The sequence below is a fragment of the Enterobacter sp. EC_64 genome, assembly GCF_019584165.1.
In the GTDB taxonomy this organism is placed as follows: Bacteria; Pseudomonadota; Gammaproteobacteria; order Enterobacterales; family Enterobacteriaceae; genus Enterobacter; species Enterobacter roggenkampii.
In genome coordinates this window covers 1-26,212 of sequence record NZ_VDAS01000001.1, presented here as the reverse complement: position 1 = coordinate 26,212, position 26,212 = coordinate 1, and the positions used below count along the sequence as shown (strand labels likewise).

General features: G+C 56.7%; 25 protein-coding genes. 21 read left to right on the top strand and 4 right to left on the bottom strand.

Going from position 1 to position 26,212, the window contains the following annotated elements; all coding sequences use genetic code 11:
• Nucleotides 1-30 precede the first annotated feature (30 nt).
• Nucleotides 31-1,668, top strand: a complete 1,638-nt coding sequence (gene pyrG, locus FHC52_RS00125) for a glutamine hydrolyzing CTP synthase (RefSeq protein ID WP_008499626.1) — start codon at nucleotides 31-33, stop codon at nucleotides 1,666-1,668.
• A gap of 82 nt (nucleotides 1,669-1,750) precedes the next feature.
• Nucleotides 1,751-3,049, top strand: coding sequence for a phosphopyruvate hydratase (gene eno, locus FHC52_RS00120; protein WP_003862715.1), 1,299 nt, complete (start codon nucleotides 1,751-1,753; stop codon nucleotides 3,047-3,049).
• A 53-nt stretch (nucleotides 3,050-3,102) separates the two neighbouring features.
• On the opposite strand, the gene FHC52_RS00115 is transcribed toward eno, so the two are convergent.
• Nucleotides 3,103-4,212, bottom strand: a complete 1,110-nt coding sequence (locus FHC52_RS00115; protein WP_032653198.1) for an SDR family oxidoreductase — start codon at nucleotides 4,210-4,212, stop codon at nucleotides 3,103-3,105.
• Nucleotides 4,213-4,570: 358 nt separating this feature from the next.
• A complete protein-coding gene (locus tag FHC52_RS00110) occupies nucleotides 4,571-5,395 on the bottom strand; it encodes a MurR/RpiR family transcriptional regulator (RefSeq protein WP_069598734.1) in 825 nt (274 codons plus the stop codon).
• A gap of 165 nt (nucleotides 5,396-5,560) precedes the next feature.
• On the opposite strand from FHC52_RS00110, the gene FHC52_RS00105 reads away from it, so the two are divergent.
• The 3 genes from FHC52_RS00105 to queE all read left to right on the top strand — a co-directional run bounded on the left by FHC52_RS00105 (nucleotide 5,561) and on the right by queE (nucleotide 8,553).
• Entirely contained in the window at nucleotides 5,561-7,120 is a 1,560-nt protein-coding gene (locus tag FHC52_RS00105; RefSeq protein ID WP_126288480.1) for a PTS transporter subunit EIIC, read from the top strand.
• On the top strand, nucleotides 7,120-7,809 hold the full coding sequence (locus tag FHC52_RS00100; RefSeq protein WP_126288481.1) for an N-acetylmannosamine-6-phosphate 2-epimerase: 690 nt from the start codon (nucleotides 7,120-7,122) through the stop codon (nucleotides 7,807-7,809). Before FHC52_RS00105 ends, FHC52_RS00100 begins: the two co-directional genes overlap by 1 nt.
• Before the next feature lie 72 nt (nucleotides 7,810-7,881).
• Nucleotides 7,882-8,553 carry a 7-carboxy-7-deazaguanine synthase QueE gene (queE, locus tag FHC52_RS00095; protein ID WP_021241905.1) on the top strand — a complete coding sequence of 224 codons (672 nt, stop codon included), beginning with the start codon at nucleotides 7,882-7,884 and terminating at the stop codon, nucleotides 8,551-8,553.
• 88 nt (nucleotides 8,554-8,641) lie between these two features.
• Here the strand turns inward: queE and queD are convergent, their stop codons facing one another.
• Nucleotides 8,642-9,004 (bottom strand): 6-carboxytetrahydropterin synthase QueD, encoded by a 363-nt coding sequence (queD, locus tag FHC52_RS00090; RefSeq protein WP_023325982.1) that lies wholly within the window; start codon nucleotides 9,002-9,004, stop codon nucleotides 8,642-8,644.
• 306 nt (nucleotides 9,005-9,310) lie between these two features.
• Between queD and cysJ the strand changes: the two genes are divergently transcribed.
• Genes cysJ through cysH form a run of 3 tightly spaced genes read left to right on the top strand, consistent with a single transcriptional unit; the run spans nucleotide 9,311 to nucleotide 13,578 of the window.
• On the top strand, nucleotides 9,311-11,116 hold the full coding sequence (gene cysJ, locus FHC52_RS00085; protein ID WP_126288483.1) for an NADPH-dependent assimilatory sulfite reductase flavoprotein subunit: 1,806 nt from the start codon (nucleotides 9,311-9,313) through the stop codon (nucleotides 11,114-11,116).
• A complete protein-coding gene (gene cysI / locus FHC52_RS00080; RefSeq protein ID WP_023325980.1) occupies nucleotides 11,116-12,828 on the top strand; it encodes an assimilatory sulfite reductase (NADPH) hemoprotein subunit in 1,713 nt (570 codons plus the stop codon). Before cysJ ends, cysI begins: the two co-directional genes overlap by 1 nt.
• Before the next feature lie 15 nt (nucleotides 12,829-12,843).
• Entirely contained in the window at nucleotides 12,844-13,578 is a 735-nt protein-coding gene (gene cysH / locus FHC52_RS00075) for a phosphoadenosine phosphosulfate reductase (RefSeq protein ID WP_008499616.1), read from the top strand.
• A 98-nt stretch (nucleotides 13,579-13,676) separates the two neighbouring features.
• Here the strand turns inward: cysH and FHC52_RS00070 are convergent, their stop codons facing one another.
• Nucleotides 13,677-14,720, bottom strand: coding sequence for an aminopeptidase (locus tag FHC52_RS00070; protein ID WP_220419842.1), 1,044 nt, complete (start codon nucleotides 14,718-14,720; stop codon nucleotides 13,677-13,679).
• A gap of 237 nt (nucleotides 14,721-14,957) precedes the next feature.
• On the opposite strand from FHC52_RS00070, the gene cysG reads away from it, so the two are divergent.
• From cysG to rpoS, 13 genes are all read left to right on the top strand, one after another.
• The gene (gene cysG / locus FHC52_RS00065) at nucleotides 14,958-16,316 is read left to right on the top strand and encodes a siroheme synthase CysG (protein ID WP_045336505.1); all 1,359 of its coding nucleotides are present in this window, start codon (nucleotides 14,958-14,960) and stop codon (nucleotides 16,314-16,316) included.
• Nucleotides 16,317-16,325: 9 nt separating this feature from the next.
• On the top strand, nucleotides 16,326-17,234 hold the full coding sequence (gene cysD, locus FHC52_RS00060; RefSeq protein ID WP_008499613.1) for a sulfate adenylyltransferase subunit CysD: 909 nt from the start codon (nucleotides 16,326-16,328) through the stop codon (nucleotides 17,232-17,234).
• 9 nt (nucleotides 17,235-17,243) lie between these two features.
• Nucleotides 17,244-18,668, top strand: a complete 1,425-nt coding sequence (gene cysN / locus FHC52_RS00055; protein WP_008499612.1) for a sulfate adenylyltransferase subunit CysN — start codon at nucleotides 17,244-17,246, stop codon at nucleotides 18,666-18,668.
• Nucleotides 18,668-19,273 (top strand): adenylyl-sulfate kinase, encoded by a 606-nt coding sequence (gene cysC, locus FHC52_RS00050; RefSeq protein ID WP_025912398.1) that lies wholly within the window; start codon nucleotides 18,668-18,670, stop codon nucleotides 19,271-19,273. The genes cysN and cysC overlap by 1 nt, the downstream gene beginning before the upstream one ends.
• Nucleotides 19,274-19,331: 58 nt before the next feature.
• Complete coding sequence (locus FHC52_RS00045; RefSeq protein ID WP_008499610.1) at nucleotides 19,332-19,658, top strand: DUF3561 family protein; 327 nt, start codon at nucleotides 19,332-19,334, stop codon at nucleotides 19,656-19,658.
• Nucleotides 19,659-19,824: 166 nt separating this feature from the next.
• Nucleotides 19,825-20,136 (top strand): cell division protein FtsB, encoded by a 312-nt coding sequence (ftsB, locus tag FHC52_RS00040; RefSeq protein WP_008499609.1) that lies wholly within the window; start codon nucleotides 19,825-19,827, stop codon nucleotides 20,134-20,136.
• 19 nt (nucleotides 20,137-20,155) lie between these two features.
• Nucleotides 20,156-20,866 (top strand): 2-C-methyl-D-erythritol 4-phosphate cytidylyltransferase, encoded by a 711-nt coding sequence (ispD, locus tag FHC52_RS00035; RefSeq protein WP_023616744.1) that lies wholly within the window; start codon nucleotides 20,156-20,158, stop codon nucleotides 20,864-20,866.
• Nucleotides 20,866-21,345 (top strand): 2-C-methyl-D-erythritol 2,4-cyclodiphosphate synthase, encoded by a 480-nt coding sequence (gene ispF, locus FHC52_RS00030; RefSeq protein ID WP_008499607.1) that lies wholly within the window; start codon nucleotides 20,866-20,868, stop codon nucleotides 21,343-21,345. Before ispD ends, ispF begins: the two co-directional genes overlap by 1 nt.
• Nucleotides 21,342-22,391 carry a tRNA pseudouridine(13) synthase TruD gene (truD, locus tag FHC52_RS00025; protein WP_126288485.1) on the top strand — a complete coding sequence of 350 codons (1,050 nt, stop codon included), beginning with the start codon at nucleotides 21,342-21,344 and terminating at the stop codon, nucleotides 22,389-22,391. Before ispF ends, truD begins: the two co-directional genes overlap by 4 nt.
• Nucleotides 22,372-23,133 (top strand): 5'/3'-nucleotidase SurE, encoded by a 762-nt coding sequence (surE, locus tag FHC52_RS00020; protein WP_021241911.1) that lies wholly within the window; start codon nucleotides 22,372-22,374, stop codon nucleotides 23,131-23,133. The genes truD and surE overlap by 20 nt, the downstream gene beginning before the upstream one ends.
• Nucleotides 23,127-23,753, top strand: coding sequence for a protein-L-isoaspartate(D-aspartate) O-methyltransferase (locus FHC52_RS00015; protein WP_126288487.1), 627 nt, complete (start codon nucleotides 23,127-23,129; stop codon nucleotides 23,751-23,753). Before surE ends, FHC52_RS00015 begins: the two co-directional genes overlap by 7 nt.
• Nucleotides 23,754-23,869: 116 nt before the next feature.
• Complete coding sequence (gene nlpD, locus FHC52_RS00010; protein ID WP_039024138.1) at nucleotides 23,870-24,994, top strand: murein hydrolase activator NlpD; 1,125 nt, start codon at nucleotides 23,870-23,872, stop codon at nucleotides 24,992-24,994.
• Between the two features lie 59 nt (nucleotides 24,995-25,053).
• Nucleotides 25,054-26,046, top strand: a complete 993-nt coding sequence (rpoS, locus tag FHC52_RS00005; protein WP_008499600.1) for an RNA polymerase sigma factor RpoS — start codon at nucleotides 25,054-25,056, stop codon at nucleotides 26,044-26,046.
• Nucleotides 26,047-26,212 lie beyond the last annotated feature (166 nt).

Here is a 26,212-nt window from a genome sequence, read left to right as displayed (position 1 = left end):
ATCGTTTCACCCTAACTTCTCAGGTTCAGCATGACAACGAACTATATTTTTGTGACCGGCGGGGTCGTATCCTCTCTGGGTAAAGGCATTGCCGCAGCCTCCCTCGCAGCCATTCTTGAAGCCCGTGGCCTCAATGTGACCATGATGAAACTGGATCCGTACATCAACGTCGATCCTGGCACCATGAGCCCAACCCAACACGGGGAAGTGTTCGTTACTGAAGACGGCGCTGAAACCGATCTGGATCTTGGCCACTACGAGCGTTTCATTCGTACCAAAATGACCCGTCGTAATAACTTCACGACTGGCCGCATCTACTCTGACGTTCTGCGTAAAGAGCGCCGTGGTGACTATCTGGGCGCGACCGTGCAGGTTATCCCACACATCACTAACGCCATCAAAGAGCGTGTCCTTGCCGGTGGCGAAGGGCACGACGTGGTGCTGGTTGAAATCGGCGGTACCGTGGGTGATATCGAATCCCTGCCGTTCCTCGAAGCGATTCGTCAGCTGGCGGTAGACATTGGTCGTGAACACGCGCTGTTCATGCACCTGACGCTGGTGCCTTACATGGCGGCGGCAGGTGAAGTGAAAACGAAACCGACCCAGCACTCTGTTAAAGAGCTGCTCTCTATCGGTATTCAGCCTGACATCCTGGTTTGCCGTTCCGATCGCGCCATTCCGGCGAACGAACGTGCGAAAATTGCATTGTTCTGTAACGTGCCTGAAAAAGCCGTTATTTCAATGAAAGATGTCGATTCCATTTATAAAATCCCGGGCCTGTTGAAATCACAGGGTCTGGACGATTATATTTGTAAACGATTCAGCTTGAACTGTCCGGAAGCTAACCTGTCTGAATGGGAACAGGTTATTTACGAAGAAGCCAACCCGGCAGGCGAAGTGACTATCGGTATGGTCGGCAAGTACATTGAGCTGCCGGATGCCTATAAGTCCGTGATCGAAGCGCTGAAACACGGTGGTCTGAAGAACCGTGTCTCCGTGAACATCAAGCTGATTGATTCGCAGGATGTTGAAACGCGTGGCGTTGAAATCCTGAAAGATCTGGATGCTATCCTTATCCCTGGCGGCTTTGGCTACCGTGGTGTAGAAGGCAAGATCGCCACCGCGCGTTATGCGCGTGAAAACAATATTCCATACCTCGGCATCTGTCTGGGTATGCAGGTTGCGCTGATCGAATTTGCGCGCAACGTAGCGGGAATGGAAAACGCGAACTCTACGGAATTTGTGCCAGACTGTAAGTACCCTGTTGTGGCGCTTATCACTGAATGGCGTGATGAAGACGGTAACGTCGAAGTCCGTACCGAGAAGAGCGATCTGGGTGGCACTATGCGTCTCGGCGCACAGGCCTGCCAGCTGACTGACGATAGCGTGGTTCGCAAGCTGTACGGCGAGCCGGTCATCACCGAGCGCCATCGTCACCGCTATGAAGTCAACAACATGCTGTTGAAACAAATTGAAGCTGCGGGTCTGCGTGTTGCGGGCCGCTCCGGGGATGATCAGTTAGTCGAGATCATCGAAGTGCCAAACCATCCGTGGTTTGTCGCCTGCCAGTTCCACCCGGAATTTACTTCAACGCCACGTGACGGGCATCCGCTGTTTGCAGGCTTCGTGAAAGCCGCCAGCGACTACCAGAAGCGTCAGGCGAAGTAAAAAAAGTTAGAACGGCAACGCGTACCTTTGGTACGCGTTGTTTGTCTGGAGTTTTAGTTTAACTTGTACTGAGGAAAATCTAATGTCCAAAATCGTTAAAGTCATCGGTCGTGAAATCATCGACTCCCGTGGTAACCCGACCGTTGAAGCCGAAGTTCATCTGGAAGGTGGTTTCGTCGGTATGGCAGCTGCTCCATCAGGTGCTTCTACCGGTTCCCGCGAAGCGCTGGAACTGCGTGATGGCGACAAATCCCGTTTCATGGGCAAAGGCGTACTGAAAGCGGTTGGCGCTGTTAACGGTCCTATTGCTCAGGCTATCGTTGGCAAAGATGCCAAAGATCAGGCTGGCATCGACAAGATCATGATCGATCTGGACGGTACTGAAAACAAATCTAACTTCGGTGCGAACGCAATCCTGGCCGTTTCCCTGGCGAACGCCAAAGCGGCTGCGGCGGCTAAAGGTATGCCACTGTTCGAGCACATCGCTGAACTGAACGGCACCCCAGGCAAATACTCCATGCCTGTACCAATGATGAACATCATCAACGGTGGTGAGCACGCAGACAACAACGTTGATATTCAGGAATTCATGATTCAGCCAGTTGGCGCGAAATCCCTGAAAGAAGCAGTACGTATGGGTTCTGAAGTGTTCCACAACCTGGCTAAAGTTCTGAAAGCTAAAGGTATGAACACGGCTGTGGGTGACGAAGGTGGCTATGCGCCAAACCTGGGTTCTAACGCAGAAGCACTGGCTGTTATCGCAGAAGCGGTAAAAGCAGCGGGCTACGAGCTGGGCAAAGACATCACCCTGGCGATGGACTGTGCAGCATCTGAATTCTACAAAGACGGTAAATACGTTCTGGCTGGCGAAGGCAACAAAGCGTTCACCTCCGAAGAGTTCACTCACTTCCTGGAAGACCTGACCAAACAGTACCCAATCGTGTCTATCGAAGACGGTCTGGATGAGTCTGACTGGGCTGGCTTCGCATACCAGACTAAAGTACTGGGCGACAAAATCCAGCTGGTGGGTGACGACCTGTTCGTAACCAACACCAAGATCCTGAAAGAAGGTATCGAGAAAGGCATCGTTAACTCCATCCTGATCAAATTCAACCAGATCGGTTCCCTGACCGAAACGCTGGCTGCGATCAAAATGGCGAAAGACGCTGGCTACACCGCGGTTATCTCTCACCGTTCTGGCGAAACTGAAGACGCGACCATTGCTGACCTGGCTGTGGGTACCGCTGCTGGCCAGATCAAAACGGGTTCTATGAGCCGTTCTGACCGTGTTGCTAAATACAACCAGCTGATTCGTATCGAAGAAGCGCTGGGCGAAAAAGCACCATACAACGGTCGTAAAGAGATCAAAGGCCAGGCGTAATCGCCTAAGCCTTAACATGAAAATGCCAGTCGAATGACTGGCATTTTTTTTGGCTATTTAAAATCGACCGCCATTTGCTCCGGAATGGTCAGCCCCCGGGTGGTTTGCACGCAGCGGGCAATATAATCCGTAAACCGGGGTGGCTTCGGCATCCCCATGCTCAGCAGCTTATCATTGCTGAAGCGCACGTTAAGCGTGGCAAACGCGCCGTATAACCGCATGGCTCTCAGCATCAGACGTTCGTTGCACGGGCCAAAAATCGTTTTCAGTTCACGGCGCATTCTGACCAGCGTTTCGTAGCTGACCTGGGCATATTTATCTCCGACGGGGGCTTTCTCCAGCGCCTGCGCCATCGCATTATCAATATCCGCAAAGCGAACGCTGTTCTCTTCTCCGGCCGAAATGTGTACCACTTCCCCCGGACGCGCGTTGCTGTTGAGCAGCATTAACAGCGCGTCGGCGCAATAATCCACCGGGACAACGTCGATCCGGTCCTCCATCGAGCACATAAACTTCTGCAGCATCAGGCCCATGCTGAAGACCCAGAAAATACTGCTCGAGGGCGTGCAGCCGTGGCGGGTATGGCCGACAACGATGGACGGACGCGCGATGAGCAACGGCAGGTTCGGACATTCCTGGCGCATCAGCTGTTCGATGGTTGACTTCGAAAACGTGTATTCCACCAGGTGTTCAGCATTCTCTCTGAATTCGGCGCTTTCGGCGACCAGGGAATCCTGCTCCGGCGTACATGACATTGCCGTGCCCACGTGGAGGAAGCGTTGTAGCGTTGAAACCTGCTCCATGCGGCGCGCCAGTGCCAGCGTTCCTTCCACGTTGACCTTCCAGATGAGCGGGTTGTTACCAAATGAGGCAACAGCTGCACAGTTGACGACATGCGTGACCTGGTCCAGACGCGGATCGTTCAGGAAGGCTTCAGGCTGGCTGAGATCGCCAATGAGAATATTGTCCACGCTCAGAGTGGCCAGTTTGTTCTCAGGAACGTTGAACTTGCGCATGTTCTCCAGCACGCGCTCCAGCCCGCTCTGCGGATCGCTGGCACGCGCGAGCAAAAGCAGTTTTACGGATTGATCGCTGGTCAGAATTTTTTCCAGTACTGCACCGCCCAGAAACCCCGTCACGCCTGTAATCATTAACATCTTCATTAATACCGTCTCATTATGATTGATGAGGCGGATTGTAGGCGTGCAAAAGTAAACGGCATTTAAATAATAAAACGCCGAAATAGACAGCATCTTAAGCTTATTTTAAGGAAAGGAATTCGGGTGGAGATATTGGACATTACAGGCAGGGTGAAAATTCAATTTATTAAAATGAATATTTCAACGTGATGATTTTAAAGTCCTTTTTGTGGCGCTCATCGGATGGTGAACTTAATTCGAAATGTAATAAATATAATACTTTGTTACACCAAACATTTACCGGATAAATGATTTAAACACCACTTAACTTAAAACAGGCGACATTAAGCGCAGGCTATTTTATTTAGCCTGCGAAGGGTTTTTAGAGTAACAGAGGAAGCGTGGCGCTGGCCGTTTGCTGGCTAACGTCGCCGTAACGGCCATCCAGCGCAATCATGGACGTGGTCAGCAGTTCGACCAGCAGCATGACCCCAACTTTGGCATTGAGCGCGCCCGCGCTAAGCGGCCCCTCTGGCTTGGCGGCCACCAGCTGCATGTCGCTCAGGGACGCCAGCGGGCTGCGGGGCGTATTGCTGAGTGCCAGAACCTTAGCGCCGCGCTTGCGGGCAAGCTTCACCACGTGGAGTAGATCCCGCGTTGAGCCGGAACTGGAGATTGCCACCACCAGGGTTTCTGACGAAAGCGTTGTCGCATTCATGGCCGCGCGGTGCATATCGCTAAACAGCTGTGCGGGTTTGCCCAGACGCAACAGCTTGTAGTGCAGATACTCCCCGAGGATCGCGCTGGCCGCAACGCCATAAATCTGCACCGACTGCGCCTGATGCAGCGCCAGCGCGGCCTTTTCAAGCAGCGTGCGGTCAAGGAGCCGGGCGGTGTCCTGCAAAGCCTGCACCGACTCATCCACGACGTTATCAATCTCATCCCCCGCCTGACGCGCGGGCTGGCCCTGCTGAATATCCAGCGCAAGCGCCATTTTAAATTCGTTATAGCCCTTGCAGCCCAGCGTGCGGCAAAGACGCGTCACGCTGGCCTCGCTGGTGTGGCTCTCGCGCGCCAGTTCGGTGATCGTCAGGTAGAGCACCCGGGCAGGATCGCTGAGAACAAACTCACCGAGTTTTTGTTGTGTTGGGCTGTACCCGGAAGCCTCCTGGCGTAGCTTCAGCAGCAGGTTTTCATGGTCTGACATGCTCGATCCTTAATGCGTTTCTCTGCGACTAGTGTGGCGGAAAGCGGGGGCAGGATGCCAGTCATTTCGAAAAAGTATGATCGTTGTCCTGGTTTTTGATGATAATTTTCACTATTTAAAATTAATATGGTAAAAATTTTCATCTGTTAATGGGGGGATGAAAAAATGATGCAAATATTCAGTGGGGCTTCTTCAGGGGGATGGTTTGAAAAAGCGCAGCGCTTTGGCAAATCCTTTATGTTGCCGATTGCCGTGCTGCCTGCGGCGGGTCTGCTGCTGGGGATAGGCGGCGCGCTATCCAATCCCAACACGCTGGCGGCCTATCCGTTTTTAGACGTGAGCTGGCTGCAGGCCATTTTCACCATCATGAGCAGCGCAGGATCCATCGTGTTTGCGAACCTCTCGGTGCTGTTTGCGGTTGGGGTCGCCGTCGGGCTGGCAAAAAGCGATAAGGGCACGGCGGGGCTGGCGGCGCTTCTCGCGTTTCTGGTGATGAATGCCACCATCAACGCGCTGCTGATCCTCACCGACAAACTGGCGCATGAGAACCCGGGTGCGGTGGGGCAGGGCATGACGCTGGGTATTCAGACGCTGGAAACCGGCGTCTTTGGCGGCGTGGTGATTGGGCTGGTAACCTGCGCGCTCCATCATCGGTTTAACAAGATTGCACTTCCGCAGTTCCTGGGCTTTTTTGGCGGCTCGCGCTTTGTTCCTATCATCAGCTCGCTGGCGGCGATACTCGTCGGTGCGCTCATGACCGTGGTCTGGCCGCATTTCCAGAAACTGATTTTTGGTCTCGGCGGGCTGGTGGATGCGACCGGCTATCTGGGCACTTTGCTGTACGGCTTCATTTTACGCATGCTGGGTCCGTTCGGTCTGCACCACATCTTCTATCTGCCTTTCTGGACCACCGCGCTTGGCGGGAGTGAAATCGTCAACGGACACCTCGTGGAAGGCACGCAGCGGATCTTCTTCGCTCAGCTGGCTGACCCGAACACGCAACATTTCTATGAGGGCACGTCACGCTTCATGTCCGGGCGCTTTATTACGATGATGTTTGGCCTGCTCGGGGCGTGCCTGGCGATGTACCACACGGCAAAACCCGAGAACAAAAAACGCGTTGCCGGGCTGCTGCTTTCTGCGGCGTTAACCTCGTTCCTGACCGGGATTACCGAGCCTATCGAATTCTCGTTCCTGTTTATTGCGCCGGTGCTCTACGTCATCCATGCGCTGTTTGACGGGCTGGCATTCATGCTCGCGCACATGCTGCATATCACCATCGGGCAAACCTTCTCCGGCGGTTTCATCGACTTCGTGCTGTTCGGCATTTTGCAGGGAGAAGCCAAAACCAACTGGATGTTCGTTCCGCTGGTCGGCGTACCGTGGTTCTTCCTTTACTACTTTACCTTCCGCTATCTGATTAACCGCTTTGATTTCGCGACGCCAGGTCGGGAAAAGGAGGCAATGGCTGATGAGGTCAGTCTGCCGCAAAACGAACGCGCAGCCGCGGTGATCGCCGGATTAGGCGGAAAAGAGAATCTGGACGAGGTGGACTGCTGCGCCACGCGTCTTCGCGTCACGGTTAAAGACGGCAGCAAATTGAATGAGTCGGCACTGAAAGCCACCGGGGCGCGCGGCGTTATCGTGCGCGGCAACGGCGTTCAGGTCATTTATGGCCCGCACGTCACGATTATCAAAAACGAAGTGGAAGAGATCTTATCGTAATGAAAACTGTACTGGATAACCTGAAGGGAAAACTAGTCGTCTCCTGTCAGGCGCTGGAAAATGAACCGCTGCACAGCCCGTTTATTATGTCGCGCATGGCGCTGGCTGCGGCACAGGGCGGGGCTGCCGCCATTCGCGCGAACAGCGTGGTGGATATCGAGGCCATCAGGCAGCAGGTGTCTTTGCCGGTCATCGGCATCATCAAACGGGATTATCCCGAAAGCGAGGTGTTTATCACCGCGACAATGAAAGAAGTGGATGAGCTCATGAGCGTCTCGCCGGACATCATTGCGCTTGATGCGACGGCGCGGCCACGTCCCGGCGGAGAATCTCTGGAAACGCTGGTCTCACGCATCCGCGCACGTTATCCCGCGGTGCTGCTGATGGCGGATATCTCCTCCGTGGACGAAGCCGTGACGGCGCAGGCGCTGGGCTTTGACTGCGTCGGCACCACGCTTTACGGCTACACGGCGGAAACGGCGGGCCATTCACTTCCGGAAAACGACAGCGCGTTCCTGAAGGCGGTGCTGGCCGCCGTGACGGTGCCCGTGGTTGCCGAAGGCAACGTGGATACCCCCGAGCGTGCGGCCAGGTGTCTGGCGCTGGGCGCGCATACGGTGGTGGTCGGCGGCGCGATCACCCGTCCGCAGCAAATCACGGAACGGTTTATGGCGGCGATTGGCGCGTAAAGCACCGATGGAGCATGACCATCCGGCGGGGATCTGCGATACTTATCGTTTATCCCCTTTACTGAGATGACTATGCAGTACCCGATTAACGAGATGTTCCAGACCCTGCAAGGCGAGGGTTACTTTACCGGCGTTCCCGCTATTTTCATTCGTTTACAGGGATGCCCGGTTGGCTGTGCCTGGTGTGATACCAAACATACGTGGGATAAGCTCGCAGATCGGGAAGTGTCGCTGTTTAGCATTCTGGCGAAAACCAAAGAGAGCGATAAGTGGGGCGCGGGCAGTGCCGAAGATCTGCTCGCCATCATTGGTCGTCAGGGCTGGACGGCGCGTCACGTGGTGATCACCGGCGGTGAACCCTGCATCCACGATCTGACGCCGCTGACCGAGCTGCTCGAAAAGAACGGCTACAGCTGCCAGATCGAAACCAGCGGCACCCATGAAGTGCGCTGCTCGCACACCACCTGGGTGACGGTATCGCCAAAAGTGAATATGCGCGGTGGGTATGACGTGCTGTCTCAGGCGCTGGAGCGCGCGGATGAGATTAAGCACCCGGTAGGACGCGTGCGTGATATCGAAGCGCTGGATGAACTGCTGGCCACGCTGACGGACGAAAAGCAGCGGGTCATTGCCCTGCAGCCTATTAGCCAGAAAGACGATGCAACGCGCCTGTGCATTGAAACCTGTATTGCGCGCAACTGGCGCCTGTCGATGCAGACGCACAAGTATCTGAATATTGCCTGAAAAAAAGCCCGGTGGCGCGAGCGCTTACCGGGCCTGGGTTTCGAGGCTTTTGTAGGCCGGGTAAGGCGAAGCCGCCACCCGGCAAGCATCACTCGCCGCGATACACGCAGCCTGCCGTACAGGTCTCTTTGATCATCACCGCGCTCAGCAGCGGTACCTGCGGTTTCATCTGATCCCAAATCCATTTTGCCAGCACTTCGCTGGTCGGGTTTTCAAGGCCCGGGATCTCATTCAGGTAGTAGTGATCCAGACGATCGTAGGTCGGCTTAAACGCCGCCTTCAGCTCGGCAAAATCCATGATCCAACCGGTATGCGGATCAACTTCACCGGTGATCTCAAGACGCACCATGAACGAATGCCCGTGCAGACGGCCACATTTATGCCCTTCAGGGACATGCGGAAGGTGGTGGGCGGCTTCGAAGGTGAAATCTTTAAACAGTGTGGTGGACATGATCGCTCTCAGTAATGCGGAAAAAACCGCCGCATAGTACCGGAAAGCACAATTTTTAGCATTAACTAAAACGGCTCTGAGCGGCAACCGCCTCGTATACGGGGTGTTTATCGCTATTTGTTCTTATATTTCAAATAATTATTTAATCGGTTTTATCGCTAAGCATGACAACCAAAACAGGTTAGTCCATTTGGTTATTTATTATTTCCATCCCTTCTTTAATTGTTATTATCCTCGCCGTTAACCTTATCTTCAGTTTGGATTTATTCGATTAAAGTCCGCTTGGCTACTGGAACATAACGACGCATGACAATACAGGCCCCACCTTCAAACTTGCTTCCCCTGAACCCGGAGCAGCTGGCGCGCCTTCAGGCTGCCACCTCTGATTTTTCTCCCACTCAGCTTGCCTGGGTCTCCGGTTATTTCTGGGGAATGCTCAATCAACAGCCTGGCGCTGTGGCGGGTGCTCCGGCCACGGCCGTTGAAATTCCGGCCATTACCCTGATTTCGGCCTCGCAGACGGGCAATGCCCGCCGCGTGGCCGAAGCACTGCGCGACGACCTGCTGGCCGCGAAACTGAACGTGAACCTGGTCAACGCCGGGGATTACAAATTTAAGCAAATCGCGTCGGAAAAACTGCTGGTGGTGGTTGCCTCTACGCAGGGTGAAGGTGAACCCGCTGAAGAAGCGGTGGCGCTGCATAAGTTCCTGTTCTCGAAAAAAGCGCCGAAGCTGGATGGCACGGCGTTTGCCGTCTTTGGCCTGGGCGACACCTCCTATGAATTCTTCTGCCAGTCCGGCAAAGACTTCGACAGCAAGCTGGCGGAGCTGGGCGCGGAGCGCCTGCTGGACCGCGTTGACGCGGATGTCGAATACCAGGCCGCCGCCGCCGAATGGCGCGCCCGCATCGTTGAGGTCCTAAAAGCGCGCGTGCCGAAAGAGACGTCGGCGCAGGCCGCGTTCACCGCGACGGGTGCTGTTAACGACATCCACACCAGCCCGTACACCAAAGAGGCGCCGCTGACGGCGAGCCTGTCGGTGAACCAGAAAATTACCGGCCGCGATTCAGAAAAAGATGTGCGCCATATCGAAATCGATCTGGGCGACTCGGGCCTGCGCTATCAGCCTGGTGATGCGCTGGGCGTCTGGTATCAGAACGATCCGGCGCTGGTGAAAGAGCTGGTTGAGCTGCTGTGGCTGAAAGGCGACGAGCCCGTCACCGTTGACGGCAAAACGCAGCCGCTTTCTGAAGCGTTGCAGTGGCATTTTGAGCTGACGGTGAATACCCCGAATATCGTCGAAAATTATGCCACCTTAACGCGCAGCGAATCCCTGCTGCCGCTGGTGGGCGACAAGGCGAAGCTGCAGCATTACGCCGCGACGACGCCAATTGTCGATATGGTGCGCTTCTCTCCGGCTCAGCTGGATGCCGATGCGCTGATCGGCCTGCTGCGTCCGCTGACCCCACGCCTGTATTCCATTGCCTCGTCTCAGGCCGAGGTAGAGAGCGAAGTGCATATCACCGTCGGCGTGGTGCGCTACGACATCGAAGGCCGCGCCCGTACGGGTGGAGCATCGGGCTTCCTGGCAGACCGCGTGGAAGAAGAGGGCGAAGTGCGCGTCTTTATCGAGCACAACGATAACTTCCGCCTGCCGGCAAACCCGGAAACGCCGGTCATTATGATTGGCCCGGGCACCGGCATTGCGCCGTTCCGCGCCTTCATGCAGCAGCGCGCGGCAGACGGCGCGCCGGGTAAAAACTGGCTGTTCTTTGGCAATCCGCACTTTACCGAAGATTTCCTCTACCAGGTTGAGTGGCAGCGCTATGTGAAAGAAGGCGTACTGACCCGCATCGATCTGGCCTGGTCCCGCGACCAGAAAGAAAAAGTATACGTACAAGACAAACTGCGCGAACAGGGCGCAGAGCTGTGGCGCTGGATCAATGACGGTGCCCACATTTATGTCTGCGGCGACGCCAATCGCATGGCGAAAGACGTTGAGCAGACTTTGCTGGAAGTGATTGCCGAATTCGGCGGTATGGATGCCGAAGCGGCGGATGAATTTTTAAGTGAGCTGCGCGTTGAGCGCCGTTATCAGCGAGATGTCTACTAATGAGCGAAAAACATCCAGGGCCACTGGTGGTCGAAGGTAAACTGACAGACGCCGAGCGCATGAAGCTGGAAAGCAACTATCTGCGTGGCACCATTGCTGAAGATCTGAATGACGGTCTCACCGGCGGTTTCAAAGGCGACAACTTCCTGCTGATCCGTTTCCACGGCATGTACCAGCAGGACGACCGCGACATCCGCGCCGAGCGTGCAGAGCAGAAGCTGGAGCCGCGTCACGCGATGCTGCTGCGCTGCCGTCTGCCGGGCGGGGTGATCACCACCAAACAGTGGCAGGCGATCGACAAGTTTGCCGGTGAAAACACGATCTACGGCAGCATCCGTCTGACCAACCGTCAGACCTTCCAGTTCCACGGCATTCTGAAGAAGAACGTCAAGCCGGTGCACCAGATGCTGCACTCCGTTGGGCTGGACGCGCTGGCGACCGCCAACGACATGAACCGTAACGTGCTCTGCACCTCGAACCCGTATGAGTCCGAGCTGCATGCCGAAGCGTACGAGTGGGCGAAGAAGATCTCCGAGCACCTGCTGCCGCGCACCCGCGCCTATGCGGAGATCTGGCTCGATCAGGAAAAAGTCGCGACTACGGACGAAGAACCGATCCTCGGCCAGACCTACCTGCCGCGTAAGTTTAAAACCACGGTGGTGATCCCGCCGCAGAACGATATCGACCTGCACGCCAACGACATGAACTTCGTGGCGATTGCCGAAAACGGCAAGCTGGTCGGCTTTAACCTGCTGGTGGGCGGCGGCCTGTCCATCGAACACGGTAACAAGAAAACCTACGCCCGTACCGCGAGCGAGTTCGGCTTCCTGCCGCTGGAGCATACGCTGGCCGTGGCGGAAGCGGTGGTGACGACCCAGCGCGACTGGGGTAACCGTACCGACCGTAAAAACGCGAAAACCAAATACACCCTGGAGCGCGTGGGCGTGGAGACGTTCAAAGCGGAAGTGGAGCGTCGCGCGGGCATCAAGTTTGAGCCGATCCGCCCTTACGAATTCACCGGTCGCGGCGATCGCATTGGCTGGGTGAAGGGTATCGACAATAAATGGCACCTGACGCTGTTTATCGAAAACGGCCGTATTCTGGATTATCCGGGGCGTCCGCTGAAAACCGGTCTGCTGGAAATTGCGAAGATCCATAAGGGCGAGTTCCGCATCACCGCTAACCAGAACCTGATCATTGCCGGCGTGCCGGAAAGCCAGAAGGCGAAGATCGAGAAGCTGGCGCGCGATCACGGGTTAATGGATGCGGTCAAACCGCAGCGTGAAAACTCAATGGCCTGCGTGTCGTTCCCGACCTGTCCGCTGGCGATGGCGGAAGCGGAACGTTTCCTGCCGTCATTCACTGACAAGGTAGAAGCGATTCTGGAAAAACACGGCATTCCGGACGAGCATATTGTTATGCGCGTGACGGGCTGCCCGAACGGCTGCGGTCGCGCGATGCTGGCCGAACTGGGGCTGGTGGGGAAAGCGCCGGGGCGCTACAACCTGCACCTGGGCGGTAACCGTATCGGCACGCGCATTCCGCGTATGTTCCGCGAGAACATCACCGAGCCGGAAATTCTTGATTCCATCGACGAGCTTGTCGGGCGCTGGGCGAAAGAGCGCGAAGCGGGTGAAGGCTTCGGCGACTTTACGGTGCGTGCGGGCATCATTCGCCCGGTGCTCGATCCCGCCAGGGATTTCTGGGAGTAAACACGAGAGGTAATTATGTCCGTACTCGATCTAAACGCCCTTAATGACCTGCCAAAAGTCGAACGTATTCTGGCGCTGGCAGAAACCAATGCCCACCTTGAAAAGCTGGACGCCGAAGGGCGCGTGGCGTGGGCCCTGGAAAACCTGCCGGGAGAGTATGTGCTCTCGTCGAGCTTTGGTATTCAGGCGGCGGTCAGTCTGCATCTGGTGAATCAGATCCGTCCGGACATTCCGGTGATCCTCACCGATACCGGCTACCTGTTCCCGGAGACCTACCAGTTTATTGACGAGCTGACGGACAAGCTCAGGCTGAACCTCAAAGTTTACCGCGCGACGGAAAGCGCGGCCTGGCAGGAGGCGCGCTACGGCAAGCTGTGGGAGCAGGGCGTTGAGGGCATTGAGAAATACAATGAGATCAACAAGGTCGAGCCGATGAACCGGGCGCTGAAAGAGCTTAATGCCCAGACGTGGTTCGCGGGCCTGCGCCGCGAGCAGTCCGGCAGCCGGGCAACCTTACCGGTGCTGGCGGTGCAGCGCGGGGTGTTTAAAGTGCTGCCGATTATCGACTGGGACAACCGGACGGTGTACCAGTACCTGCAAAAGCACGGGCTGAAATACCATCCGCTGTGGGACCAGGGCTATCTGTCGGTGGGCGATACCCACACCACGCGTAAGTGGGAACCGGGCATGGCGGAAGAAGAGACGCGATTCTTCGGGCTGAAGCGCGAGTGCGGGTTGCACGAAGGGTGATAACCTTTTTGCCCGGTGGCGCTGCGCTTACCGGGCCTACTAAGGCTCGTTCCATATGTAGGCCCGGTAAGGCGTAGCCGCCACCGGGCTTAACGGCCTCAGGCTTTCCCCGCTTTCGCCAGCTCCTTCACCAGCGGCAGCATCACCTTCACCACATCACGACTGCGGTGTTCAATCCGCTGCGGCAGCGCGCGATCGATGTGCTGCTGATTGTCCAGCATCACGTTGTGCCAGCTCGTCCCGTCCGGGAAGGCCTTCGATTTAGCCCGCTGCTGGTAGCCATCTTTTTTGCCCAGCGCCCAGTTCGTCGCTTCCACGTACAGCACCGGAATGCCCGCCTTATCGAACACTTCCCCGTCGTTGCAGCAGCCTGTGCCTCGCGGATAATCCGGGTTACCGCCGGGATTGCTGGTGGCATAAACCCCATGGCTGCGGGCTATCGCCAGCGCCCGGTCGCGCGTCAGTTTCCGCACGGTACCCGGCGTACTCTGCCCACTGTTGAAATAGAGCTTATCGCCGACGATCAGGTTGTCGAGGTTGATCACCAGCAGCGTATTTTTCTTCTCCTCAGTGCTCATGCGCTTAAGGAGATTCTCAGCGCCGAGTTTGCCCTCTTCCTCACCGCTGGTGGCAACAAAACGAATGCCATATTGGGTGGGAATATCTTTCATCCGCTCGGCCAGTTCGAGCATCACACCCAGGCCTGCGGCATTGTCGTCCATGCCCTGCAGCGTCAGCCCGCCAAGATTGTTATCCGTATCGGCGTCACTCATCGGGGCGTAGGTATCAAGGTGCGCCATAATGATAATTTGCTCTTTTGCGCTGCCTTCGTGGGCCGCAATCACCGTACTGCCGGTCACGTTATGCCAGTTTTTCGTTTTATTTCGCGAGGTATAGACGTAGCGGCTATGAAACGATCGGATATCGCTCTGGTAACCCATGTCGGCAAACTGCTGGCGAAGATAGTCCGCGGAGAGCATTTCCGCAGGCGAGCCGGTCATGCGGCCAGGGAAAACGGTGGCAATATGCCGCGCCTGCATAGTGGCGATTTCACCATAAGGTTGGTTTTTTGCCTGGGCAGGAAGAATAAAGCAAACGCCGAGCGCCAGGGCAGCAATACGGTGGCGCGTTGCGGAAAACATAGTGAGTCCTTAAAAACAGAGCAAAATAATAACCCGCCTAGTATGAAACTGTGATCGTCCATACACAATTTGAATCGTTCTTAAATGCCCGAAATTTCGCGCGTTAAGCACTTTTTGGTATTAGCTTTTTCGCAGCGTTATTCCATTGAGTAACTACTCATTCCAATTCGTAATTTCATTCGGTCTAAGCCGCCCCCTATAGTCCCTCTATTCCTCGTTGTTAGTGAGTTGTTGCCTGTGGACTATCTGCCCTTATTTGCTGCGATTAAAGAGAAACCGGTGCTGGTGGTTGGCACGGGTGAAATCGCCGATCGCAAAATCGCGTTTCTGCAGCGCGCAGGGGCCCAGGTGCAGGTCGTTGAAGAGGCGGATTTCGACGAGTCACAAATCGACAGCGTCGTGCTGGTAATTGCGGCGACCGAAGATCGTGAACTGAACCAGCGGATCTCCGACGCCGCTCAGGCCCGTTACCGCCTGGTGAACGTGGTGGACGACCAGCCTTTATGCTCGTTTATTTTCCCGTCGATCGTTGACCGTTCGCCGCTGCTGGTGGCGATCTCCTCCGGCGGTACCGCACCGGTGCTGGCGCGCGTGCTGCGGGAAAAAATCGAAGCGCTGCTGCCGACCAGCCTCGGGCGCATGGCGGAGAAAGCCAGCTACTGGCGCAACCATCTGAAAACCCGCCTGACCAGCGTGACGGAGCGCCGTCGCTTCTGGGAACGCGTGTTTCGCGGCCGCTTTGCCAGCCTGATGCATGCCGGTAATGAGACAGCGGCGCAGAAAATCCTCGAGGACGAACTGGATAACCCCGGCAGTACGGGCGGGGAGATCATTCTGGTGGGCGCGGGGCCGGGCGATGCCGGGCTCCTGACGCTGCGCGGCCTGCAGGTGCTGCAGGATGCGGACGTGGTGTTCTACGACCACCTGGTCACCGACGGCGTGCGCGAGCTGATCCGTCGCGACGCGGAGCAAATCTGCGTCGGCAAACGTGCGGGCGAACACTCGGTGCCGCAGCACGACACCAACCAGATGCTAATTGACGCCGCGAAAGCGGGCAAAACCGTGGTGCGCCTGAAGGGGGGCGATCCGTTCATTTTCGGTCGCGGCGGCGAAGAGCTGCAGGCGGCAGCCGAAGCGGGCGTTCCGTTCCAGGTGGTGCCCGGCATCACGGCGGCTTCTGCGGTAACGGCCTACGCCGGTATCCCGTTGACCCACCGCGATTACGCCCAGAGCGTCACCTTTGTGACCGGCCACTACAAGGCGGACAGCACGCCGTTCGACTGGTCGCATCTCGCCCAGAGCCGCCAGACGCTGGCGATATACATGGGCACGATGAAGGCGGCGGACATCAGCGAACAGCTTATTCAGCACGGTCGCGAGGCGACGACCCCCGTTGCCGTCATTTCTCGCGGCACGCGCGTCGATCAGCATGTTGCTGTCGGCACACTTCAAGACCTTGCAACCCTGGCGAAAGACGCCCCGATGCCCGCCCTGATCGTGGTGGGGGAAGTGGTGCAGCTGCACAGCACGCTCGCCTGGTTTCAGCACACAACCGATACAGAAGGCTTTGGTTCTTCTGTTGTAAATTTGGCTTAAGGAACGGTTATGGACCAAAAACGTCTTACACACCTGCGGCAGCTCGAAGCGGAAAGTATCCATATTATCCGCGAAGTGGCCGCCGAGTTTTCTAACCCGGTGATGATGTACTCCATCGGCAAAGATTCCAGCGTCATGCTGCATCTGGCGCGTAAAGCGTTTTATCCGGGCACGCTGCCGTTCCCGCTGCTGCACGTGGACACCGGCTGGAAATTCCGCGAGATGTACGAGTTCCGCGACCGTACCGCGAAAGCCTACGGCTGCGAGCTGCTGGTGCATAAAAACCCGGAAGGGGTGGCGATGGGCATTAACCCGTTCGTGCACGGCAGCGCCAAACACACCGATATCATGAAGACCGAAGGGCTGAAGCAGGCGCTGAATAAATACGGTTTTGACGCGGCCTTCGGCGGCGCGCGGCGTGACGAAGAGAAATCCCGCGCCAAAGAGCGTATCTACTCCTTCCGCGATCGCTTCCACCGCTGGGACCCCAAAAACCAGCGTCCGGAGCTGTGGCACAACTACAACGGCCAGATTAACAAGGGCGAAAGCATCCGCGTCTTCCCGCTCTCCAACTGGACCGAGCTGGATATCTGGCAGTACATCTATCTGGAAAACATCGAGATCGTTCCGCTGTATCTGGCCGCCGAGCGCCCGGTGCTGGAGCGTGACGGCATGCTGATGATGATCGACGACGATCGCATCGACCTGCAGCCGGGTGAAGTGATCAAAAAACAGATGGTGCGTTTCCGCACCCTCGGCTGCTGGCCGCTGACCGGCGCGGTGGAATCCAACGCCCAGACGCTGCCGGAGATCATCGAAGAGATGCTGGTGTCGACCACCAGCGAGCGACAGGGGCGCGTGATTGACCGCGACCAGGCAGGCTCCATGGAGCTGAAGAAACGTCAGGGTTATTTCTAAGGAGCCGCCATGAATACCACTATTGCTCAACAAATTGCCAACGAAGGCGGCGTGGAAGCGTATCTGCACGCGCAACAACACAAAAGCCTGCTGCGTTTTCTGACCTGCGGCAGCGTGGATGACGGGAAAAGTACCCTGATTGGCCGCCTGCTGCACGATACGCGCCAGATTTATGAAGATCAGCTCTCCTCCCTGCATAACGACAGTAAGCGTCACGGTACCCAGGGCGAAAAGCTGGATCTGGCGCTGCTGGTTGACGGCCTGCAGGCGGAGCGCGAGCAGGGCATCACGATTGACGTGGCCTACCGCTATTTCTCTACCGAGAAGCGCAAATTTATTATTGCCGACACCCCGGGGCACGAACAGTACACCCGCAATATGGCGACCGGCGCGTCGACCTGCGACCTGGCGATCCTGCTGATCGACGCCCGTAAAGGCGTGCTGGATCAGACCCGTCGCCACAGCTTTATCTCCACGCTGCTGGGGATCAAACACCTGGTGGTGGCGGTCAACAAGATGGATCTGGTGAACTTCAGCGAAGAGAAGTTCGAGGAGATCCGCCAGAGCTACCTGACCTTTGCCGAACAGCTGCCGGGCAACCTGGATATCCGCTTTGTGCCGCTCTCGGCGCTGGAAGGGGATAACGTTGCCTCCCAGAGCGCGAACATGCCGTGGTACAGCGGCCCGACGCTGCTGGAGGTGCTGGAGACGGTTGAAATTCAGCGCGTGGTCGACACTCAGCCGATGCGCTTCCCGGTGCAGTACGTCAACCGTCCAAACCTTGATTTCCGCGGCTTCTCCGGCACGATTGCCTCCGGGACCGTGAAGGTAGGGCAGCGCGTCAAGGTGCTGCCATCCGGCGTGGAATCGACCATCGCACGCATCGTCACCTTCGACGGTGACCTGCAGGACGCAGGCGCCGGTGAAGCGGTTACGCTGGTGCTGAAAGACGAGATTGATATCAGCCGGGGCGATCTACTGGTGGATGCCCAGGAAACGCTGGCCGCCGTGCAGGGGGCTTCCGTGGATGTGGTGTGGATGGCGGAACAGCCGCTGACGCCGGGCCAGAGCTACGACATCAAAATCGCCGGCAAGAAGACCCGCGCTCGCGTGGACGGTATTCAGTTCCAGGTGGACATCAACAACCTGACCCAGCGCGAGGTCACCGAGCTGCCGCTGAACGGTATTGGTCTGGTCGATCTGACCTTTGACGAACCGCTGGTGCTGGATCCGTATCAGCAAAATCCGGTGACGGGCGGGCTTATCTTTATTGACCGCCTGACGAACGTCACCGTCGGCGCGGGGATGGTCCGTGAGCCAAACGAACAGGCGTCCGCAGCTTCAGAATTCAGCGCCTTTGAGCTGGAGCTGAACGCGCTGGTGCGTAAGCACTTCCCGCACTGGGGCGCGCGCGATCTGCTGGGAGGCAAGTAATGGCTGCCCATGATGAGAACGTCGTCTGGCATCCTCATCCAGTCACCGTCGCCCAGCGCGAACAGCTCCACGGTCACCGTGGAGTTGTGCTGTGGTTTACCGGGCTGTCCGGCTCGGGTAAATCGACGGTGGCGGGCGCGCTGGAAGAGGCGCTGTATCAGCAGGGCGTAAGCACGTACCTGCTGGATGGCGACAACGTGCGCCATGGCCTGTGCAGCGATTTAGGGTTCAGCGACGACGACCGCAAAGAGAACATCCGCCGGGTCGGGGAGGTCGCCAGCCTGATGGCCGACGCCGGGCTGGTGGTGCTGACCGCATTTATCTCTCCACACCGCGCCGAGCGCCAGATGGTGCGCGAACGGGTCGGTCAGGATCGCTTTATCGAAGTGTTTGTGGATACGCCGCTGGAGGTTTGCGAAGCGCGCGACCCGAAAGGGCTGTACAAAAAAGCGCGTGCCGGAGAATTGCGCAACTTCACCGGCATTGACGCGGTATACGAAGCGCCTGAATCGCCAGAAATTCACCTGGAGGGTCAACAATTGGTAACAAATTTAGTAAGCCAATTATTAGACCTGCTCAGACGGGACGATATTATCAGATCCTGAGACGGTATCGTTCGGGAGCTGTCTTCCCGAACGATGAGTCACGGTCACAGGACTAGCTATGCGCAACAGTGAACATTACATCACCACCACCGGGTCGGAGCCGCTTGCGACCGACGACGAAACGACCTGGTCATTTCCTGGGGCCATCATTGGCTTCGTCTCATGGTTGCTGGCGCTGGGTATCCCGTTTCTTATCTACGGCGGCAACACGCTGTTCTTCTTTCTCTACACCTGGCCTTTCTTTCTGGCGCTGATGCCCGTGGCGGTTGTCGTCGGCATTGCGCTTCACTCGCTGCTTAACGGCAAGCTCCTGTACAGTACCGTGGTCACGATTGTGACGGTGGTGCTGATGTTTGGTCTGTTATTTTTGTGGCTCATGGGCTAACTTCAGCCATAATTCAAACCGTAACCAACTGTGTAACGATATTGAGCAGGACGATTCTGCGGAAAAAATGTGGTACATTTGCCCGCGATGTTGCGGCATCTCTGTTACCCCGGCGTAGTGCTCTGGGGAAGTCTTGGGATGATGATGCCGTTTTTCAGGGGGCAGGATGGGTAAACTAACGCTGCTGTTGCTGGCTTTGCTAATCTGGCTGCAATATTCACTGTGGTTCGGTAAGAACGGACTGCACGACTATAGCCGGGTGAGCGATGACGTCGCGGCTCAGCAGGCAACAAACGCCAAACTTAAGGCGCGAAACGATCAACTCTTCGCTGAAATTGATGACCTCAATGGCGGGCAAGAGGCGATTGAGGAACGCGCACGCAATGAACTCAGTATGACTAAGCCGGGCGAAACCTTTTATCGTCTGGTTCCGGATGCGTCTAAACGCAATCAGGGCTCAGCACAAAACAATCGATAATCAGGCCCAGGATTACGACATGGCAGTAACTTTTTCGGACGTATGCGCCGTGGTGCCGGCCGCAGGTTTTGGCCGGCGCATGCAGACAGAATGTCCCAAGCAATACCTCTCTATTGGCGATAAAACGATCCTCGAGCACGCCGTGGCGGCGCTGCTGGCGCACCCGCGGGTGACGCGGGCGATCATCGCTATCAGCCCCGGCGATGCGCGCTTCGCGCAGCTCCCGCTGGCAAATCATCCACAGATTACCGTTGTCGATGGCGGTGCCGAGCGCGCCGATTCCGTGCTGGCAGGCATTCAGGCGGCCGGTAACGCGCCGTGGGTGCTGGTGCATGACGCGGCGCGTCCGTGCCTGCATCAGGACGATCTCGCTCGCCTGCTGGCATTGAGCGAAACCAGCAAAGTGGGCGGCATTCTGGCCGCTCCCGTGCGCGACACCATGAAGCGTGCCGAGCCGGGCAAACGGGCTATCGCCCATACCGTCGATCGCGTCGATCTCTGGCACGCGCTGACGCCGCAATTTTTCCCCCGCGAACTGCTCCACGATTGCTTAACGCGTGCGCTTAACGAAGGTGCGACCATCACGGACGAAGCTTCTGCGCTGGAGTACTGCGGTTTCCACCCTGAGCTTGTTGAAGGACGTGCTGATAATATTAAAGTGACGCGTCCGGAAGATTTACAGCTCGCGGAATTTTATCTTACCCGTTCGACCCATCAGGAGAAGGCATAATGCGAATTGGACACGGTTTTGATGTACACGCCTTTGGCGGCGAAGGCCCAATTATCATTGGCGGCGTGCGCATTCCTTATGAAAAAGGGCTGCTGGCGCATTCTGATGGCGACGTGGCGCTGCATGCGCTGACCGACGCGCTGCTGGGCGCGGCCGCACTGGGTGATATCGGCAAGCTGTTCCCGGACACCGACCCGGCGTTTAAAGGGGCGGACAGCCGTGAACTGCTGCGCGAAGCGTGGCGCCGCATCCAGGCGAAAGGCTATACCCTTGGCAACGTCGACGTGACGATTATCGCCCAGGCCCCAAAAATGCTGCCGCACATTCCGCAGATGCGCGTATTTATTGCAGAAGATCTGGGCTGCCATATGGACGACGTGAACGTCAAAGCGACGACGACCGAGAAGCTGGGCTTTACCGGTCGCGGAGAAGGGATTGCCTGTGAAGCCGTGGCGCTGCTGGTGAAGGCGAGCAAATGACAGACTTTGACAACCTGACATACCTGCACGGTAAGCCGCAGGGGAGCGGGGTGCTGAAAGCCAGCCCTGAAGATTTCCTCGTGGTCGAGGATCTGGGCTTTGAGCCGGATGGCGAAGGCGAACATATCCTGGTGCGTATTCTGAAAAATGGCTGCAATACCCGCTTTGTGGCCGACGCGCTGGCAAAATTCCTCAAAATTCATGCCCGCGAGGTGAGCTTTGCCGGGCAGAAAGATAAACACGCCGTCACGGAACAGTGGCTCTGCGCGCGCGTTCCCGGCAATGCGATGCCTGATTTAAGCAAATTTGAGCTTGAGGGCTGTAAGGTACTGGAATATGCCCGCCACAAGCGCAAACTGCGTCTGGGCGCGTTAAAAGGCAACGCGTTTACGCTGGTGCTGCGCGAAGTGACTGACCGTGAAGACGTTGAAAAACGCCTGAATGCCATCAGCGACCGCGGCGTACCGAACTACTTTGGCGCGCAGCGCTTTGGCATCGGCGGCAGCAACCTGCAGGGCGCACTGCGCTGGGCGCAAAGCGACGCGCCGGTGCGGGACAGGAATAAACGCAGTTTTTGGTTGTCGGCGGCCCGCAGTGCGTTGTTTAATCAGATTGTGAGCGAAAGGCTGAAAAAACCAGACGCGAATCAAGTTGTTGTTGGCGATGCGCTACAATTAGCGGGACGCGGAAGCTGGTTTGTGGCAATGGCTGAAGAGATGGCCGATGTCCAGTCGCGCGTGGACGCAAAAGGGCTGCTGATCACCGCCGCGTTGCCCGGTACGGGCGACTGGGGAACCCAGGGGGAGGCCCTGGCCGCCGAGCAGTCAGCCGTGGCGGATGCGCCAGAATTGCAGTCCTTGCTGGTGCGGGAAAAAGTCGACGCGGCACGCCGCGCGATGCTGCTCTATCCGCAGCAGTTAAGCTGGAACTGGTGGGATGACGTGACCGTCGAGTTACGCTTCTGGCTGCCGGCAGGCAGCTTTGCCACCAGTGTTGTCAGGGAACTTATCAACACCTCGGGTGATTATGCGAATATTGCTGAGTAACGATGACGGGATCCACGCGCCAGGCATTCAGACCCTGGCGAAACACCTCCGTGAGTTTGCGGATGTGCAGGTTGTGGCGCCCGATCGTAACCGCAGTGGAGCGTCTAACTCGCTGACGCTGGAGTCGTCGCTTCGCACCTTTACCTTTGAAAATGGCGATATTGCCGTACAGATGGGCACGCCAACCGACTGTGTTTTTCTGGGCGTGAACGCGCTGATGCGGCCGCGTCCGGATATCGTCGTCTCCGGCATTAACGCCGGGCCTAACCTCGGCGATGACGTGATTTACTCCGGCACCGTGGCGGCCGCAATGGAAGGCCGCCATCTGGGGTTCCCGGCGCTGGCGGTCTCGTTGAACGGCTACACGCACTACGACACGGCCGCCGCGGTGACCTGTTCGATCCTGCGGGCGCTCGGCCGCGAGCCGTTGCGTACCGGGCGCATCCTCAACATCAACGTGCCGGATCTTCCTCTCGATGAAATTAAAGGCATCCGCGTCACCCGTTGCGGGAGTCGACATCCGGCCGATCAGGTGATCCCGCAGCAGGATCCGCGCGGCAACACGCTTTACTGGATCGGCCCTCCCGGCGATAAGTGCGATGCGGGTCCGGATACCGACTTTGCCGCCGTGGAGGAAGGCTATGTTTCGGTTACCCCGCTGCACGTAGATTTAACCGCGTATAGCGCGCATGATGTGGTGTCGGGCTGGCTGGATCGCGCAGGAGTGAACGCGCAATGGTAAACAAACGTGTACAAACTCTTCTGGAACAACTACGCGCGCAGGGGATCCGCGACGAGCACGTGCTTGAAGCGCTCGCCCTGGTTCCGCGTGAGAAATTTGTAGACGAGGCGTTTGAGCACAAAGCGTGGGAAAACGTGGCGCTGCCCATCGGGCAGGGCCAGACGATTTCGCAGCCTTACATGGTAGCTCGCATGACGGAGCTGCTGGAGCTGACGCCCGATTCGCGCGTGCTGGAGATTGGCACCGGATCGGGGTATCAGACCGCGATCCTGGCGCATCTGGTTCATCACGTATGCTCCGTTGAGCGGATTAAAGGTTTACAGTGGCAGGCGCGTCGTCGCCTGAAACAACTTGATTTACATAATGTTTCGACACGACACGGTGATGGATGGCAGGGTTGGAAGGCTCGCGCCCCGTTTGACGCGATCATCGTGACGGCGGCCCCGCCTGAAATTCCAGTTGCCCTGTTGTCGCAGCTGGATGAGGGAGGCATTCTGGTTTTGCCTGTCGGGGACGAGCAGCAGCTGTTGAAGCGCGTTCGTCGGCGCGGCGGCGAGTTTATTATCGACACCGTGGAAGCCGTGCGCTTTGTGCCTCTGGTGAAGGGGGAGTTGGCCTGAGACTCGGAATTATCCAGGGTTATTAAGGCAAATTCAGCGTATGGTGTGGCGCGAAAGATTCGTGCCATCACGGTAAATTTTAAGTCACTGGTAGTTAACACATTCCTGGGGGATAAATGAGCGCGGGAAGCCCTAAATTCACCATCAGCCGTGTTGCGGCATTATCACTGGTTTCGCTCTGGCTGGCAGGCTGTACAAGTTCTAACAACGCGCCTGCGCCCGTCAGTTCCGTCGGCGGAAACAGCGGTTCCGGTAACACGTCCAGCGGAATGTTAATCACGCCGCCACCTAAAATGGGGACGGCTGCGCCGCAGCAAACACCACAAATTCAGCCTGTGCAACATCCTGTTACACAGCCAGTGCAGGTTCAGCCAGTTGAACAGCCTGTTCAGACCCAAAACGGCCGCATAGTCTATAACCGTCAGTATGGGAACATTCCGAAAGGCAGCTACACCGGTGGCAGCACCTATACCGTGAAACGCGGCGATACGCTGTTCTACATTGCGTGGATCACCGGGAACGATTTCCGTGACCTCGCGCAGCGCAACAACGTCCAGGCCCCATATGGTCTGGAAGTCGGGCAAACGCTCCAGGTGGGCAACGCGACGGGTACGCCGCTTACGCCTGGCAACACGGTTTCAGCGGCCGATGTGACGGCTCAAAATAACAGCGTTAAGCCTGCACAAAAATCCACCACGGTGGTTGCTTCACAACCTGTAATTACGTATTCTGAGGATTCAGGTGATCAGACTGCTAACAAAATGTTGCCGAATAATAAAGGGACTGCGACTGCTGTCACAGCACCGGTTACGGCACCTGTGGTTAGCTCTACTGAACCGACTGCCAGCAGTATGACCTCCAGTTCGCCGATTTCTGCATGGCGCTGGCCGACTGACGGCAAGGTTATCGAGAACTTCTCTTCCTCCGAAGGGGGAAATAAAGGGATCGATATCGCAGGGAGTAAAGGACAGGCTATCATCGCGACCGCAGATGGACGCGTTGTGTATGCCGGTAACGCTCTGCGCGGTTACGGTAATCTTATCATCATCAAACACAACGATGATTACCTGAGTGCCTACGCCCATAACGACACAATGCTGGTCCGGGAACAACAAGAAGTTAAGGCGGGGCAAAAAATCGCTACCATGGGTAGCACCGGAACCAGTTCTACACGCTTGCATTTTGAAATTCGTTACAAGGGGAAATCCGTAAACCCGCTGCAGTACTTGCCGCAGCGATAATTTGACGGGGCATGCCAGCCAGGGTGTCTCGTTCAGGGATCACGGGTAGGAGCCACCTTATGAGTCAGAATACGCTGAAAGTTCATGATTTAAATGAAGACGCGGAATTTGATGAGAACGGAGTAGAGGCTTTTGACGAAAAAGCCTTAGTAGAAGAGGAACCCAGTGATAACGATTTGGCTGAAGAAGAGCTGTTATCGCAGGGCGCCACACAGCGTGTACTGGACGCGACTCAGCTTTACCTTGGGGAGATTGGTTACTCCCCACTGCTAACGGCCGAAGAAGAAGTCTATTTCGCACGTCGTGCTTTGCGTGGTGATGTTGCCTCGCGTCGTCGCATGATTGAAAGTAACCTGCGACTGGTCGTGAAAATTGCCCGCCGTTACGGCAATCGTGGTCTGGCTCTGCTGGATCTGATTGAAGAGGGCAACTTAGGTCTCATCCGCGCAGTTGAGAAGTTTGACCCGGAACGCGGGTTCCGTTTCTCAACCTACGCGACCTGGTGGATTCGTCAGACCATCGAACGGGCTATTATGAACCAGACCCGTACGATTCGCCTGCCGATTCACATCGTCAAAGAGTTGAACGTGTATCTGCGTACCGCGCGCGAGTTGTCCCATAAGTTGGACCACGAGCCAAGCGCAGAAGAAATTGCCGAACAACTCGATAAACCGGTTGATGACGTAAGCCGTATGCTGCGTCTCAACGAGCGCATTACCTCCGTTGACACCCCGCTGGGTGGCGACTCCGAAAAAGCGCTGCTGGACATCCTGGCCGATGAAAAAGATAACGGTCCGGAAGACACCACGCAGGACGATGACATGAAGCAGAGCATCGTCAAATGGCTGTTCGAACTGAACGCCAAACAGCGTGAAGTGCTGGCGCGTCGCTTCGGTTTACTGGGGTATGAAGCTGCGACACTGGAAGACGTCGGCCGCGAAATTGGCCTGACCCGTGAACGTGTTCGTCAGATTCAGGTTGAAGGTCTGCGTCGCCTGCGTGAAATCCTGCAGGGGCAAGGTCTGAATATCGAAGCGCTGTTCCGCGAATAAGCAACCTTTCGTCAAAAAAGGCCCGTCGTGAGACGGGCCTTTTTCTTGTCATCCCTAAACCACCTCCTGGGGAGGTGGTGATTGATCCTGTAAGGCTATAGCCTGAAGAATGCCCATGCCGGAATATCTCTTCTTACTCACCACAAGTAAAAGGAGACAGACTGAC